The sequence below is a fragment of the Ilumatobacter fluminis genome, from assembly GCF_004364865.1.
Classification (GTDB): domain Bacteria; phylum Actinomycetota; class Acidimicrobiia; order Acidimicrobiales; family Ilumatobacteraceae; genus Ilumatobacter; species Ilumatobacter fluminis.
The window spans coordinates 3940164-3954572 of record NZ_SOAU01000001.1 but is presented as its reverse complement, the minus strand read 5'-3'; the positions used below and the strand labels follow the sequence as shown (position 1 = coordinate 3954572).

Sequence of the window (14409 nt, the reverse complement as noted above, 5' to 3'; positions counted from 1 at the left end):
AAGCGACAGGGCACCCACCCGCGACGGGTCAGGCGGGGTCGGCGACCGGCTGCGGCTCGGCGACCGGGAGTGGGCCGCGGATGCCGATCCGATGGAGCGCAGAGTTCAGTTCGGCGCCGAACAGATTGACGAGGGCGTGGAGGCTCAACCACGTGAGCAGGGCGATCACACCGGCGAAGTCGCCGTACGTCTCGGCACTGTCGAGGATGCGGGTCGTCAGCGCCGTGCCGGCGAACTGGGCGGCGGTGTACAGCACCGCCGTGAACACGGCGCCGGGCATCACCATCTTCCACGTGACGTCGGCAGACGTGAGGTAGCGGTACATCACACCGACGACCAGGAGGTTGATCGCGAGGCCGCCGGCGATCAGTGCGAGGCGTCCGATGAACGGCAGGCCGGCGCGGTCGACGATCGCGGCGAGGGTCACGTTGCCGATCTGGGAACCGCCGATCGCAGCCAGACCGATCAGCGCCTTCAGCCGTTGCTTGCCGCCCGACGAGCGGTCGTCGACGTCGATCTCCCAAGTGTCGTCGTAGGCGGACTGGATCCCGACGAACGCCTTCAGAGAACCCCACATCGCCCCGGCGAGACCGATGACGAGGGCGATCCAGCTGCCGGAGATCTCGCCGGCCGCGATCTGGTCGCCGATGAACGGCACGGAGTCGATCGCCGAGTCGAGCAGGTCGTCACGCCACTCCGGCTTGCTCTCGAGCACGAAGCCGAGGATCGTGCTCGCCGCCAGGAAGAGCGGGAACAGGGTCAAGAAGCCGTAGTAGGTCAGCACGGCCGCGTTGCGGCCGGTCAGGTGCAGTCGGAAGCCGTCGAGCATCTCGACGACGACGTCGATCGGTCGTGAACGACGGCGGAGGGCCGTCACCTTCGGGTTGCTGGTCCACGCCATGTCAGCGTCTCCTGGGGTGGGTGGTCGTCACGTTCAGAGGCCCCAGTCGATCGGGGTCTGGCCGTGGGCGACCAGGGCCTCGTTCGTCCGGCTGAACGGTCTGCTGCCGAAGAACCCGTTGTGGGCCGACAGCGGTGAGGGGTGTGGTGACTCGATGATGGTGTGTCGGGACTCGTCGATCAACGATTTCTTTCGTCGGGCGTAGCCACCCCACAGGACGAACACGACATGGTCGGGTTTGTCGGAGACCGTTCGGATCACTTCGTCGGTGAACGTCTCCCAGCCGTGCTTCTGGTGCGATCCGGCCTGCCCGGCGCGCACGGTGAGCGTGGCGTTGAGCAGCAACACGCCCTGGGTGGCCCACGCCTCGAGGTTGCCGTGATCGGGGATCGCGACCCCGACGTCGGTGTGCAGTTCCTTGTGGATGTTGGCGAGCGAGGGCGGGGTGCGCACCCCGTGACGCACCGAGAAGCACAGACCGTGGGCCTGACCGGGACCGTGGTACGGGTCTTGTCCGAGGATCATGACCCTGGTGTCGGCGTACGACGTGAGGTGGAGCGCCGCGAACACCTCCTCGTGCGGCGGGTAGACGGTGCGCGACGCCCGCTCGTCGGCGACGAACCGTTGGAGTTCGGCCCAGTACGGCTTGTCGAACTCGGTGCGGAGGAGGGGGTTCCAGTCGGTCGTCACAGCGTCGGGGTCATTGTCGAGGTCGTTGTCGAGATGTTCGTCGAGATGGTGTCGTGATCGGCGGGAGGCCCGCGGATGACGGGTGCGTGGACCATCCCTATCATGCACGCGATGTTCGGTCATCTGCCGCGTGCACGCCTGGCGACGTTGCCCACCCCGCTCGAGCGGGGCCCGGAACTGCCGGGTGGTGTGCGCCTGTGGGTGAAGCGCGACGACCTGACCGGGCTCGGCATGGGCGGCAACAAGGCTCGCAAACTCGAGTTCCTGTGCGGTGCCGCGGTGGCCGAAGGCGCTCGATCGCTGGTGACCGTCGGTGCCGCGCAGTCGAATCACTGCCGGATGACCGCGGCGGCCGGCGCCGTACTCGGCCTCGAGGTCCATCTCGTGCTGTCGGGCGACCGGCCCGAGCAGGCCACGGGCAACCAGTTGTTGTCGACCCTGTTCGGTGCCCAGCTCCATTACACCGGCGCCGACGAGAGCCACTGGGGCGAGTTGATGATCGCGAGCGAGTCGCTCACCGACGAGCTCGTCGCCGCCGGCGCGGCGCCGTACTCGATCCCGATCGGCGGGTCGACGTCCACCGGTGCCGCCGGGTACGCGTGGGCGCTCGCCGAACTGCTCGATCAGTGCGATGCCGCCGGCTGCGCCCCGACCGCCGTGGTCCACACCTCGTCGAGCGGCGGGACGCACGCCGGGCTCGTCGCCGGCAAGGCCTTGCTGCGGGCTCAGGGCCGATCGGTGCCCGAGATCCTGGCCATCGGCGTCGCCAAAGGCGTCAACATCGGCATGCCCGACATCGCCGACCTCGCCCGCGACACCGCCGATCTGCTCGGCGGCGACCGCTCCACCGTCGAACGCAGCGACATCGCGCTCGACCCGAACTGGATCGGTGACGACTACGCGGTGCCGACGAAGGCGGGCGACGCCGCCATCCGGTGGGCTGCCCGACACGGCGGCTGGGTCCTCGACCGGACGTACAGCGGGAAGGGGTTCGCAGGCCTCGTCGGCAACGCCGAAGCCGGCCGCTGGCCCGAGGGGTCCGACGTCGTGTTCATCCACACCGGTGGCATGCCCGCCGTGTTCGCTCCCGGTGGTGCCCCCGCCGGGTTGTAGCGTTTCGCCCCGGAGGTAACCCCATGAACGAGATCCTCGACGTCGACCTGTTGGCGTTCGAACAGCACACCGGCGAGCGTCGCCGAGCCGTCGTGGACGGGGTCCGACGCAGCCTCGCGACCGGCTTCGTCTACACCCGACACGACGTCAGCGACGACCTGCTCGACACGGCGTACGGCATGTTGGCCGAGTTCTTCTCGCTCGACCAGGAGACCAAGGCCGAGTTCAACGTGCCGGGCGCGCACGGCCAGACCGGGTACACCGGGTTGCTGGTCGAGACGGCGGCGTCGAGTGAGCAGCCCGACTGGAAAGAGATGCTCAACTGGGCGTCGCCGATCCCGGCCGGTCACCCGCTCAAGCGCAAGTTCGCGACGGCCTACCCCGACCAGGTCACGCCCGAGTCGGCGGTGCCCGGCATCACCGAGGTGCTCTATCGCTTCCACGACACGATCGCCGATCTACAGCGTCGGTTCCTGCGGGTGATCGCCGAAGGCATCGGCTGCCACGAGACGTTCTTCGACGACATGGTCCAGGACGGCCCGACGCTCACCCGGGCGATCCGGTACCCACCGATGGGCGACGTGCCGGGCGACGGTCACGTGTGGGCGGGCGAGCACGGCGACATCAACCTCATCACCGCGTTGCCGCGTGCGACGGCGCCGGGCCTGCAGGTGAAGGTCGACGACCAATGGGTCGATGCCGTGGCGCCCGACGGCCAGGTGATCATCAACACCGGCATCATGCTCGAGCGTCTCACGAACGGTGTCATCCCCATCGGCTGGCACCGGGTGGTCGCGGCCCCCGGTTACGAGGGCGAGCGGTACAGCGTGGTCCAGTTCTGCCACCCGCGACCGTGGACGGTGCTGTCGCCCGTACCGAGCTGCTGCACGCCCGAGTCACCGCAGCGCTTCAGCGCCATCACCGCCGCCGACGCACTCGACGAGGTGCTCTACGAGATCAACCTCGTCGAGGACGCCCGCCGAGTCGCCGACTGACCGGCCAACGGGTCGGGTGTCGGAGGGAACGGCGACGGAGTAGGAAGCGGGTCGGGTGTCGGAGGGAACGGCGACGGAGTCGACGTTTCCGGAGATCACCCGACTCCGGTGACGTGGGTCCGCGACCGGGTCGGGTGATCTCCCGAAACGCCTCGGCTGCGCCTCGGTGTTCCGTCCGACACCCGACCCGGAGTGGCGGTCAGCCGAGGGGGGTGCGGGGGGTCAGGGTGGTCTGGGCTCGGGCGTCGGCGACCCAGTAGCGGGTGTCGATGTCGAACGGCAGCCCCCAGTACTGCGGCGGCTGGCTGCCGGCGGCGCCGGGGCCGTACGGCTTGGCGGGCGCCCACACGCACTCCTGCGGCGGCACGATCAACGCGGACTGCCCGTAGGCGGTCACCGTGGCGTTGGTGTGGATCGTCCAACCGCCTGCGATGTAGGTCGTCACGTCGATCGGTTCGTCGATCACCGCATCCGGGTCGATCGGCACCGACCACGGGCCGATCCCCACGTGACACGCCTGGCGGCGCTGGGCGTCGAGCACCATCGCGTCGGCGTCGAGACGCGTGCCGTCGGCGTCGTAGATCGACAGGCGGAGGTGCGGCCAGACCGACTCGTCCTCGGCGATCACGGTGTGGCCCGGCATCGGGTCGCTGTCGCCCATGAACCCGATGATCTGGCCGGCGTACACGTGCTGCCCCACCCGTGCGAGCGCGGTCGTGCGGAACCATTCGGGTGCGTTCGCGTCGTCGGTGCCGGGCGAGTCGTCGTTCAGGCCGGCGTAGACGAACCGACGTCCTTGCTTGTCGGTGATCGTCACCCGCACATTGCCCGAGGCGGCGTCTCCCACGTCGACGGCCGTGATCACGCCGTTGACCGACGCCATGACGGGCTGCATCTTCACACCGAAGATGACGGCGCTCGTGCCTTCCTCACATTCCTCGAAGTCGCACGGGATCGGCGGGGTGATCGCCGTCTTGCCGAGCACCGGGAAGGCGATCGGCGTCGTCGGCTCGACCGTGTTCGGGTCGTAGATGGCGTCGACGACGGGTTCGTCGGCGACGAGCTCGGGCGGGATCCCCGAGATGTACTTCAGATCGGGCGGGATCGCGTTCGGTGCGTAGAACGACGGGTTGCCGGTGATGAAGGCGAGCACGTCGAGCCAGCGGTGCTGGTACTCCCGAACCGTGAGCCGGTTGCCGGCGTGGGGGAGGGGCACCTGGTCCATCAGGGCAGGGTCGCGTGCCGCCTTCGGGTAGTACCAGATGACCGGCACCATCGAGACGTCACCCGCCCACGTGTCGAGGATGCCCACGACGTGGGCGAGCGCCCGCTCGTCCTGCACGTGCGGCGGCGCCAAGTACGCCTTCGGATATCCCTTGTAGTTGCCCCACGTCGAGTCGATGTACTGGTAAGCGCCCGAGGCGCCGCCCTTGTTGGGGCCGATCTCGTAGCGCTGGCCCGACTCGACGATGCGGATCGCGAGCAGGATGTCGCGGAGTTCCTGCGGTGCCGAGATCCCGAGCGCGGTCGGCGGCGCCTCCGGCACCGTGGTGGTGGTCGTCGTCGTGGCCGGTGCCGTCGTCGTGGTCGTCGGACACGGTGGCAGGGTCGTGGTGGTGGTCGTGGTCGTCGTCCCCGGCACCGTCGTGGTGGTGGTCGTGGTCGTCGGGGTGCCCGGCAGGGTGGTGGTCGTCGTGGTGGTGGTCGTGGTCGTCGGCGGAGCACACCGCACCGCCGTCCGGGGGGCGGTCGTCGTGGTGGTGGTGCGGGCGACGGTCGTGCTGGGGGCGACCGTGGTGCCGGTCCGAGGCACGGTCGTGCTCGTGCGAGGCGTGGTGGTCGTCGTCGTGCTGGTGGTCGTCGTCGGCGGCCGGGTCGTGGTCGTCGGCGGCAGGGTCGTGGTGGTCGTCGGCTGGGTGGTCGGCGGCGTCGTCGGTGTGGTGGTCGGGGTGGTCGGGATCGTCGGGTCCGAGTCGCCGGCGGGCGGATCGCCCGCCCCGATGGCGACCGAGCCGATCAGGAGCGCGGCAACGACGGCGACCCCGGTCGCCGTCATCGTGTCCCTCGTCCTCGTCAGTGAGCAGTGTCGAGCCATGTGGTTCGAGTCGTGTGGAGTGTCGCCCCGACCCACGGCCAACGGTCGCGGTTCGGGTGCAAGATTCATCGGCAAGCCGCCGGCGATCCATGAGCGGCATCGCCTGACGGAACGCTACCGCTTGACCCCCGTACGTGGTCAACGGTTGCGGCACGCTTCGAGTCGTCGCGGCCGGGGTGCCGCTCCGCCGAGGCGACGGGGGTAGCGTGCGCTCCCGATGACGGACCAGGCCACCGACGACACGGCGAAGCGACGCGACGTCGTGCTCGCCATCGACGTCGGCGCCGTCGAGTTCTCGGCCGGTCTCGTCACCGCCCGAGGCGAGTTGATCGACCGCTCGTTCGCCGACATCGAGCACGACGTCGGGCCCCAGTCGCACTTCGCTGCGCTCGCGTCGGCGGTGTTGGCGCAGCGCGAGCAGGCGAAACAGCACGAGGTCCGCATCCGTGCGATCGGCGTCGGCTGCCCCGGCGAGATCGACCGGAATGCTGTGGCCGTGTCGCCGGCGCACATCAGTGCGTGGCGGTCGTTCCCGCTCGCCCAGCACCTCCACGAACTCACTGATCTCCCCGTCTACGGCGACCTCGACGCCAAAGCGCTGGCGCTGGCGGAGGGATGGCTCGGCGCAGCGCGCGGGGCTCGGAGTTTCGCGACGCTGGTCGTGTCGTCGTCGATCAGCGGCGGCCTCATGATCGACGGCGAGTTGCTCGAGGGTCGATCCGGCAATGCCGGGCACATCGGGCACCTGATCGTCGAACCCGGCGGTCGCCGGTGTCGCTGTGGCGCCCGCGGCTGCCTCGAGGCGGAGGCGTCCGGTACGGCGATCGAGGCGATCACCGGGCGTCGGCTCGACGAGCCGTCGTGGGACATCATGCGACGGACCGGCGGCCTCGTCGGACGAGCCGCGGGCATGACCTGCTCCGCACTCGACCTCGACCTCGTCGTCGTGGGCGGCACCGTGCCCGAGAGCTTCGCCGCCACCTTCTTCAACGCTGCGCAGGAGGAGATCGACGCCGTCGCCCGGGTCGGCCACGGTGCCGCCGCCCGCATCACCCCGACCAAGCTCGGCGACCGCGGCCCGCTGATCGGTGCCGGTGCCCTCGGTTGGCGCGGCCTGCGCCGTGCGCTCAAGGCGCGCCAGCGCTCCGGCGCCGACCAGACCCCACCGAGCGGCGAAGCGCCGACGGTCGACGCTGCCGAGTAGACCCTCCTCCGGTGCGTCCGGCTGCCAGACTCGTGCCATGACCAAGATCCGATCCCGCAACGCCAGCCGGATCCAGGACCGTCGCGGCCAGGGCGGTGGCCTGCCCGGTGGCCTGGGTGGCATGCTCGGCCGGGGGTCGGGTGGCGGCGGCATGCCGATCCCGAGCGGGATGCTCAAGGGAGGCGGCGGCATCATCGTCGTGCTCGTGATGGTGGCCGTGTTCGTCCTGCCGCAGCTGATGGGCGGCGACCTCACCGGCGGCAGCCAGGTGGCGGGCACGCCGACCGGCGACGCCGCCGACTCGAGCACGTCGAGTGCCGACGCGTGCAGCACCGAACTCGAACAGATCCTGTGCGGCGCCACGAACGACGTCAGCGAGTACTGGATCGACCAGCTCCCCCTCTCGTTCGGCGTCGACTACGTCGACACCCAGACCGTGTTCTTCTCGGGGAGCACCCGCACGGGGTGTGGCCAGGCGTCGTCGCAGACCGGGCCGTTCTACTGCCCGGCCGACAACCTCGTGTACTTCGATCTCGACTTCCTGGTGCAGCTCCAGGAGCAGTTCGACGCGACCGGCGACCTCGCCGCGCAGTACATCGTCGCCCATGAGTTCGGCCACCACGTCCAGAACGTGTTGGGCATCAACGCCCAGGTCACCGAGGCCCAGCGGAGCGATCCCTCACGGGCCAACCAGTACTCGGTCGCACTCGAACTGCAGGCCGACTGCTTCGCCGGTGCATGGGCCCACGACGCTGCCGCCCGCGGCCAGTTCGACTCCGCGTCGGAGATCACCGAGGCGCTCGACGCCGCGGCAGCCGTGGGCGACGACGCCATCCAGCGCACGACGACCGGTCGGGTCGAACCGGAGAACTGGACGCACGGCTCGTCGGCGCAGCGGGTCGAGTGGTTCCGGCGCGGCTACGAGACGGGCGACCCGCAGCGCTGCACCACGTTCTCCGAGGTGCTCTGAGCGACGCCGCTCCGGCGGGCTCAGGCCGTGAGCGAGCGGTAGACCCGCTCGGCGGGGCCTCGCCCGTACCGTTGCTGGTAGGCGACGGCACCGGCGATCGACGCGAGCCACACGATGAATGCGAACGTGAGCGCCGTGCCGACCCCGTTCGGCTGCACCACGTCGAGCCAGTCGACGAGCAGGTTGAACACCAGCGCGTGCGCCAGATAGATCGTCAGCGAGAGCTGTCCGGCGCGTCGGAGCACGTCGACGACGGTCGTGTCCTCGAACGTGTCGGCGAGCCAGGAGATGGCAGCGAACGCGACGAGTGCGGTCCCCAACGTGCTCGCCACGTACACGAGACCCCGCTCGAACGGGTCGTCGCTCAGCAGCGTCCGCACACGGACGTCGGTCGACGTCGCCGCTGCGGGCCCGACGATCGCAGCGATCGAGAACATCGCCAGGCCGGCACCGGTGGCAGCGGGCCGCCACCAAGTGGTGTGGAGCAGTCGCCCGAGCACGATGCCGGCGCAGAAGAAGGCGAGCCATGGCAGGAGGGGGTGGGTGCCGTTGACGAACACGTCGAACACGAGGCCACGCGGTGAGCTGCTCGGCGGGTCGGTCAACCACAAGGTGCTGTGACCGTCGAGATCGCGCTCGATGCGCCACCATCGGATCGCCCACGCGGCGCCGGCGGCGACGACACCGGTGACGACCAGCCACCGGCTCCGCCAGGTGAACAGGGCCGCGGCGAGGACGAACATGACGCCGTAGTACGGGAGGATCGTGCCGGCCCAGATCATGTCGAACGCGAGACCGATGCCGTAGAGCACGAGGCCTCGACGCACCAGCCGCCAGCGCATCGCCCGGATCCGTTCGGCGTCACCGAACGAGCTCGCCGTCATCAGCGCCACGCCGACGCCGGCGGTGAGGACGAAGAGGGTCGCGAACCTCGTCGACAGCGGGCCGGTCCACGGGTCGAACACGTCGTACAGCACGCCACCCGCATCGCGCGGCGCGCCGCGGATGATGAGATAGCCGTGATAGTTCATCACCACGACGCCGAGCATCGCGATCGCCCGCACCACGTCGGGTCCCGGGCGGCGGCGCGACGGTTTCGTGCTCGGGAGCGCGTCGGGCGGCGGCACGGAGCCGTTCGGCGTCGAGGTGGTGGGTGCGGTGTCCACTCAGATCCAGCGCAACTCGTCGACCGCGGTGTGGATGAGCGGTCGCTGGAGATCGACCCAGTCGCCGGGCCTCGGACACGGGTCGCCGGCCGGCACGAACCCCATCGAGGTGTGCATGTGGGGAGATTCGAGCAGTGCCATCCGTTGGCGGCGGTGGTGGAACGGGCTGCGACCGTCGGAGAGTGGCGCGACGCCGTTCGCCGTCCCGGCGCCGATCATGACGAGGGTGCCGGCACCGGGGACCTCGGTGAGGTGATAGCCGGCCCGGTCGCCGGGGCGCACCTCACGGGTGTCGATCACGTCGGCCTCGAGGTGGAGTGCCTCTCGATCACCGTGCCACAGGTACGTGCCGAGCCGCAGCTTGTACCGGTGGCTGTCGGGAAGCGACTCGTAGGTCGACGGGAAGAGGTGACTGACCCACACGTCGAGCGACGGATCGATGTCGGGCAGATGGTCGACGATCTGTTGGCGGTGGTCGTCGTCGGTACCCGCCAACGGCGGATGGATCGCGACGCCGACGGTTCGCAAGCCCGCTCGTTGGGCAGCGGCGACGAGGTCGATGTTGCCGCCGTAGCGCTGCATCCCGGACGACAGCTTGACGATGACCCGGCCCTGCCAGCCGCGCAACGCGGCGATGTGATCGTTCGACCCGACGGTCAGCACCGGCTCGGTCGTGTCGGGCGGACGCCACGTGGGTGTCAGCACGACGGGGGTGACCTCGTCGGGGAGGCCCACGATCTCGTGCACCGTGCCGACGGCCAGGAGCGGGCTCAGCTTCGACGCGGCGATGGCGAGCCCGGCCCGGCCGAAGCCGTAGCCGTTGCCCTTCACGACGGGGATCAGCCCGTCGACCTCGTCGGCGACGCCGACGACGTGGTTCCACCAGCGTTCGCGGTTGACGGTCAAACGGATCGTCACGGTCGCTGACGGTAACAGCGCTTTCGTCGGCTCAGGACCGCGGTCGGCGACCGGCCGACCGGCCCGGCCAGCTCGTGATCTCCGGAACGATCGGGTCGAGCGTGCGTTCGGCGAGCATGCCCTTCCACACGCCGACGCAGTACGTCACGTCGTCGGCGAGTGCGATCGGGTGGCGCACCGCGACGACGGACGCCAGCAGCGCTCGGCGGGCGATCGTCGATCGCAGCGCCAACAGCACGGCGAGCGGGAACCAGGTCCGACGGATCGCGTGGGCGATCGACTCGCCGGCTCGGGCGTTGCCCATCGCAGCGAGCCGGAATGCGTCACGCGGTGGCACGTCGGGCAGTTTCGGGATCAGCGCAGCGGCCGAACCGACCCCGATCGCCGTCCCGGTCACCGGTCGCCCGCCGATGGCGAGGAGCCACGCCGCGAGGCTCCAACCGCTCATGCGCAGTGGTGCGAGCTTTCCGGGATGACGCACTGCGAGCGGTCCGGCCGACGACCCGTAGCCGATCCGTTGTTGGACCCACGACCGCCAGTCGGGTCTCGGCTCGTGCTCGATCACCGAGCGAGGGTCGTAGCGGCACCGCCAGCCGGCGTCGTCGAGTCGCCAGACGAGGTCGACGTCCTCGCCGTACCGCATCGCCTCGTCGAAGCCCCCCAGTTCGTGGAGCGCCTCGGCGCGGCACACGAGCACGGCCGCCGGGAGATACGACACTCGCGTGCCGGCGCGGACCCGGCCTGCCTCGGGCCCCATGTCGAGCGGCCCGTGGTCGTGCTCGTACGCCGAGATGGCGCCCGGTCTGGCGGCCGTCACGATGCGCGGGGCGACGACGGCGACCTTCGGATCGGCGAAGTGGGGGAGCAGCGGTTCGAGCCAGCCGTCGGGGAGGTCGACGTCGGCATCGACGAAGGCGATCAGCGGGGTGTCGGCCGTCGCCAGACCGGCGTTGCGCGCGGCCGCAGGGCCCCGGTTCCGGTCGAGTCGGATGGACGCCCCCGCCACCGGTGGGTTCGATCCGTCGTCGACCAGGAGCGCCCCGGCCGGGACGTGCGTCGGCGTGCCGAGCGTCGGCACGACCACGGTGACGTCGTCGGCCGAGTACGGCGCCGGCTCGTCGGCGACGGGGTGGACGACCCCCGCATCGAGCAGGCGATCGACCAGCGGTGAGTCGGCGACGGGTTCGCCCGAACGCAACGTCTCGAACGTGCGAGCGCCCGCCGGCGTGAGTCGGAACAGCTTCAGCGGCGATCCGCCGACCACGACGAGATGCTCTTGGCTCCTCACGCCGCTCGACCAGGCCTGCACGCTGCTGTCGAGCACGTACCGGCGGGGCCCGGTCACGACCGCAGCCATTCGTCGACGGCGACGGTGAGTTGGTCGGCGAGCGTGTGGAACAGCGCTCGTCCTTCGTCGGCCGACGCTCCCGCCGGGTCGCCCAGCACGCCGGAGTCGCTCAGTGCTCGGACGCCGTGCTGCACGAGATCGGGCAACGACGGGATCGGTCCGGCGACTGCGGCGTCGAGGTCGACCCGTTCGGGTGCGAGGTGCAGGAGCAACGACGTCTCGGTTCGACCGGCGTGCGGGTCGCCATCGGGGATGCGAGGCGACCAGATCAGAGCTCGGCGTCGCTCGATCTCGAAGACCTCGGCGGCCCGCTGGAGCGCGGTGTGGTTGCCACCGTGGCCGTTGACGAACACGACACCCGAGGCCCAGTCGGCCGAGCGCGCCAGCTCGATGACCACCCCGGCCATGATCTCGGTGCCGATCGAGAGGGTGCCCGGGAAACCCTGGTGCTCGCCGCTCGCGGTGATCGCGACGGGCGGAGCCACGACACAGTCGGACCGGCGTGCGGCGAGTGCCTGGGCGAGCGCGACGGCGATCCGGGTGTCGGTGTCGAGGGGGAGGTGCGGCCCGTGTTGCTCGCACGACCCGAGCGGCACCACGACGATCGGTTCCCCGACCGCCGGCCACGTCGCCCCTCCCAACTCCATCGCCCCGGAACCTACCCGGCGGCGACGAGAACCCGGGTCGGGTGTCGGAGGGAACGGCGACGGAGTCGACGTTTCCGGAGATCACCCGACTCCGGTGCCGAAAGCGCGCGACCGGGTCGGGTGATCTTCCGAAACGCCTCGGCTGCGCCTCGCCGTTCCGTGCGACACCCGACCCGGAGGGGTTCGTCAGGCGAGCATGCTGCGGAGCATCCAGGCGGTCTTTTCGTGGACCTGCAGTCGCTGGGTGAGCAGGTCGGCCGTCGGCTGGTCGTCGGCGCGTTCGACGACGTCGAACATCGAGCGTGCGGTCCGGGCGACCGTCTCCTGGCCAACGACGAGCCGGCGGATCATCTCGGTGGCGTCGGGCCGGTCGGTGTCTTCCTCGATCGCCGAGAGTTCGGCGAACTCGCGGTAGGTGCCCGGGGCGGGTTCGCCCAGTGCACGAATCCGCTCGGCGATCTGGTCGACCGCGAGTGCCAGCTCGTTGTACTGCTCCTCGAACATGAGATGCAGGGTGTTGAACATCGGGCCGACGACGTTCCAGTGGTAGTTGTGCGTCTTCAGGTACAGCGTGTAGCTGTCGGCGAGCACCTTCGACAGTCCGGCGGCGAGTTCCTTTCGGTCGGCGTCGCTGATGCCGATGTCGATGCTCATCGTCTGGCTGGTGTCGCTCATGTCGATTCCTTTCGTCGGACCTGGGGATGGTCCGTCTCCTCGATCATGCGCCTCTTCCATCATCAGGTCCAACAGCTTGATGTGTTGGATAACATCACCTTCTGTGATGGAACGACCGACGTTGCGTCAGCTCGAGTACATGGCGGCCGTCGCGCAACACGGCACCTTCGGCGGAGCGGCCGATGCGGTGCACGTCAGCCAGCCGGCGATGTCGGCCCAGATCGCCGAACTCGAGCAGCGGCTGGGCGTCACCTTGTTCGAACGAGACCGGCACGGCGCCCGGCTCACCGTCGAAGGCGAGGCGGTCCTCGTGGCCGCTCGCACGGTGCTCGACGACGTCGACCGCCTGCTCGAGGTCGCCGCCGAGCGGTCCGACGACCTCGTCGGACCACTGCGGATCGGCGTCATCCCCACCATGGCGCCGTACCTGCTCCCGACGATCGTGCGGGAGACGACGCGTCGCTACCCCCGTGCCGAACTGCATCTGGCCGAGCGCCGCACCACCGACCTGGTGGCGTCGATCGAGGCGGGCGACCTCGACGTCGGGTTGCTCGCGACGCCGGTCCCCGAGGTCGGCCCGTCGCTCGCCGTGGCCGATCTCGCCCAGGATCACTTCGTCCTCGCCCTGCCCGAGGGGCACCCGTATTCCGGTCGGTCCCGGCTCCCTCAGAGCGCGCTCGCATCCCTTCCGATGCTGCTGCTGGAGGAGGGGCACTGTCTCCGGAGCCACGCCCAAGCCGCGTGTTCGATCATCGGGGCCAGCCCGCTCGGTTCGACCCACGCAACCAGCTTGCCGGCCGCTGTCCAGATGGTCGCGGCGGGGATCGGTGGCACGCTGCTGCCTGCCTCGGCGATCGAGGTCGAGGCGCGGCCGGGTTCGGGCATCTCCACCCGGCGGCTGCGCAAGCCCGAGCCGTATCGACAGGTGTCGTTGGTCTGGCGCCGTCGCGCCGGCCGTGCCGAGCAGTACGAGCGACTCGCCGAGGCGCTGCGTGAGCCGATCGCCACGGCGTGCGAACTGCCCGACTGATCCGAACGGCGTTACCGTCGGCGCCGTCGCCGGACCGTAGGATGGCTGCCCGTGAGCGAGATCGACACCGACACCGACGCCACCTGGCTGCAGTCCGACGACCTGGAGTCGATTCGGGCGCAGATGCCGATCGTCTACGTCGAGGCGGTCCCCGTCAGGGTCGACTCGCTCGGCCACGTCACCGAGATCGGACTCCTGCTCCGTCAGGCGGCCGACGGCACGATCAGCCGCCTGATCGTCAGCGGTCGGGTGCTGTTCGGCGAGCGGGTTCGCGATGCCCTGCTGCGTCACTGCGAGAAGGATCTCGGCCCGATGGCGCTGCCGCGCATCCCGGTGGCGACGGCACCGTTCACGGTCGTCGAGTACTTCCCCGACGCCACGAAGACCGGTTATCACGATCCGCGTCAGCACGCAGTGAGCCTCGTCTTCATCGTGCCCGTCGACGGCGAGTGCCAGCCGACCCAGGAAGCGCTCGATCTCGCCTGGTTCACGCCGGAGGAAGTCGTTACCCCGTCCGTGATCGGACAGATGACCGGCGGGCAGGATCGTCTGCTCCGACTGGCATTGGCCCACGTCGGCCAGCTCCCCTGACGCGAGCGACGAACGGTCGTCGGCGCGAATAGCACAGCACTGCGCCATCCACCAACGCCACCGGCG

Annotated in this window: 14 protein-coding genes; 6 read left to right on the top strand and 8 right to left on the bottom strand. The window is 69.9% G+C overall.

Annotation, left to right across the window (positions count from 1 at the left end; all coding sequences use genetic code 11):
• Window positions 1–28: 28 nt before the first annotated feature.
• Together BDK89_RS17950 and ung are read right to left on the bottom strand one after the other, a co-directional pair.
• Window positions 29–901, bottom strand: coding sequence for a YihY/virulence factor BrkB family protein (locus tag BDK89_RS17950; protein ID WP_133870259.1), 873 nt, complete (start codon window positions 899–901; stop codon window positions 29–31).
• 33 nt (window positions 902–934) lie between these two features.
• Window positions 935–1591 carry a uracil-DNA glycosylase gene (gene ung / locus BDK89_RS17945; RefSeq protein ID WP_243839213.1) on the bottom strand — a complete coding sequence of 219 codons (657 nt, stop codon included), beginning with the start codon at window positions 1589–1591 and terminating at the stop codon, window positions 935–937.
• Window positions 1592–1693: 102 nt separating this feature from the next.
• On the opposite strand from ung, the gene BDK89_RS17940 reads away from it, so the two are divergent.
• Together BDK89_RS17940 and BDK89_RS17935 are read left to right on the top strand one after the other, a co-directional pair.
• The gene (locus BDK89_RS17940) at window positions 1694–2704 is read left to right on the top strand and encodes a 1-aminocyclopropane-1-carboxylate deaminase/D-cysteine desulfhydrase (RefSeq protein ID WP_166657669.1); all 1011 of its coding nucleotides are present in this window, start codon (window positions 1694–1696) and stop codon (window positions 2702–2704) included.
• 23 nt (window positions 2705–2727) lie between these two features.
• A complete protein-coding gene (locus BDK89_RS17935) occupies window positions 2728–3699 on the top strand; it encodes an isopenicillin N synthase family dioxygenase (protein ID WP_133870256.1) in 972 nt (323 codons plus the stop codon).
• A gap of 199 nt (window positions 3700–3898) precedes the next feature.
• On the opposite strand, the gene BDK89_RS17930 is transcribed toward BDK89_RS17935, so the two are convergent.
• Window positions 3899–5755, bottom strand: a complete 1857-nt coding sequence (locus BDK89_RS17930; protein WP_166657262.1) for a M23 family metallopeptidase — start codon at window positions 5753–5755, stop codon at window positions 3899–3901.
• Window positions 5756–6011: 256 nt separating this feature from the next.
• Between BDK89_RS17930 and BDK89_RS17920 the strand changes: the two genes are divergently transcribed.
• Window positions 6012–6998 carry an ROK family protein gene (locus BDK89_RS17920; protein ID WP_133870254.1) on the top strand — a complete coding sequence of 329 codons (987 nt, stop codon included), beginning with the start codon at window positions 6012–6014 and terminating at the stop codon, window positions 6996–6998.
• 37 nt (window positions 6999–7035) lie between these two features.
• Complete coding sequence (gene ypfJ / locus BDK89_RS17915) at window positions 7036–7968, top strand: KPN_02809 family neutral zinc metallopeptidase (protein ID WP_133870253.1); 933 nt, start codon at window positions 7036–7038, stop codon at window positions 7966–7968.
• Window positions 7969–7988: 20 nt separating this feature from the next.
• Here ypfJ and BDK89_RS17910 read toward each other — a convergent pair whose 3' ends face one another.
• From BDK89_RS17910 to BDK89_RS17890, 5 genes are all read right to left on the bottom strand, one after another.
• Window positions 7989–9134: a DUF418 domain-containing protein gene (locus BDK89_RS17910; RefSeq protein ID WP_133870252.1), complete on the bottom strand. Its 1146-nt coding sequence runs from the start codon at window positions 9132–9134 to the stop codon at window positions 7989–7991.
• Entirely contained in the window at window positions 9135–10052 is a 918-nt protein-coding gene (locus tag BDK89_RS17905) for an alanine racemase (RefSeq protein ID WP_166657668.1), read from the bottom strand.
• A gap of 31 nt (window positions 10053–10083) precedes the next feature.
• On the bottom strand, window positions 10084–11409 hold the full coding sequence (gene mftF, locus BDK89_RS17900; protein WP_133870250.1) for a mycofactocin biosynthesis glycosyltransferase MftF: 1326 nt from the start codon (window positions 11407–11409) through the stop codon (window positions 10084–10086).
• Window positions 11394–12047: a mycofactocin biosynthesis peptidyl-dipeptidase MftE gene (mftE, locus tag BDK89_RS17895; protein WP_133870249.1), complete on the bottom strand. Its 654-nt coding sequence runs from the start codon at window positions 12045–12047 to the stop codon at window positions 11394–11396. Before mftE ends, mftF begins: the two co-directional genes overlap by 16 nt.
• Window positions 12048–12233: 186 nt before the next feature.
• The gene (locus tag BDK89_RS17890; RefSeq protein WP_133870248.1) at window positions 12234–12722 is read right to left on the bottom strand and encodes a Dps family protein; all 489 of its coding nucleotides are present in this window, start codon (window positions 12720–12722) and stop codon (window positions 12234–12236) included.
• Between the two features lie 106 nt (window positions 12723–12828).
• Between BDK89_RS17890 and BDK89_RS17885 the strand changes: the two genes are divergently transcribed.
• Window positions 12829–13752, top strand: a complete 924-nt coding sequence (locus BDK89_RS17885) for a LysR substrate-binding domain-containing protein (protein WP_166657667.1) — start codon at window positions 12829–12831, stop codon at window positions 13750–13752.
• A gap of 51 nt (window positions 13753–13803) precedes the next feature.
• Window positions 13804–14343 (top strand): DUF4916 domain-containing protein, encoded by a 540-nt coding sequence (locus tag BDK89_RS17880; protein WP_133870246.1) that lies wholly within the window; start codon window positions 13804–13806, stop codon window positions 14341–14343.
• The last annotated feature ends 66 nt before the right edge of the window (window positions 14344–14409 follow it).

Coding starts and splice junctions, on each gene's coding strand:
- BDK89_RS17950 (WP_133870259.1), bottom strand. CDS start 901: ATGGCGTGGACCAGCAACCCGAAGGTGACGGCCCTCCGCCGTCGTTCA.
- BDK89_RS17940 (WP_166657669.1), top strand. CDS start 1,694: ATGCACGCGATGTTCGGTCATCTGCCGCGTGCACGCCTGGCGACGTTG.
- BDK89_RS17935 (WP_133870256.1), top strand. CDS start 2,728: ATGAACGAGATCCTCGACGTCGACCTGTTGGCGTTCGAACAGCACACC.
- BDK89_RS17930 (WP_166657262.1), bottom strand. CDS start 5,755: ATGACGGCGACCGGGGTCGCCGTCGTTGCCGCGCTCCTGATCGGCTCG.
- BDK89_RS17920 (WP_133870254.1), top strand. CDS start 6,012: ATGACGGACCAGGCCACCGACGACACGGCGAAGCGACGCGACGTCGTG.
- ypfJ (WP_133870253.1), top strand. CDS start 7,036: ATGACCAAGATCCGATCCCGCAACGCCAGCCGGATCCAGGACCGTCGC.
- mftF (WP_133870250.1), bottom strand. CDS start 11,409: ATGGCTGCGGTCGTGACCGGGCCCCGCCGGTACGTGCTCGACAGCAGC.
- mftE (WP_133870249.1), bottom strand. CDS start 12,047: ATGGAGTTGGGAGGGGCGACGTGGCCGGCGGTCGGGGAACCGATCGTC.
- BDK89_RS17890 (WP_133870248.1), bottom strand. CDS start 12,722: ATGAGCGACACCAGCCAGACGATGAGCATCGACATCGGCATCAGCGAC.
- BDK89_RS17885 (WP_166657667.1), top strand. CDS start 12,829: ATGGAACGACCGACGTTGCGTCAGCTCGAGTACATGGCGGCCGTCGCG.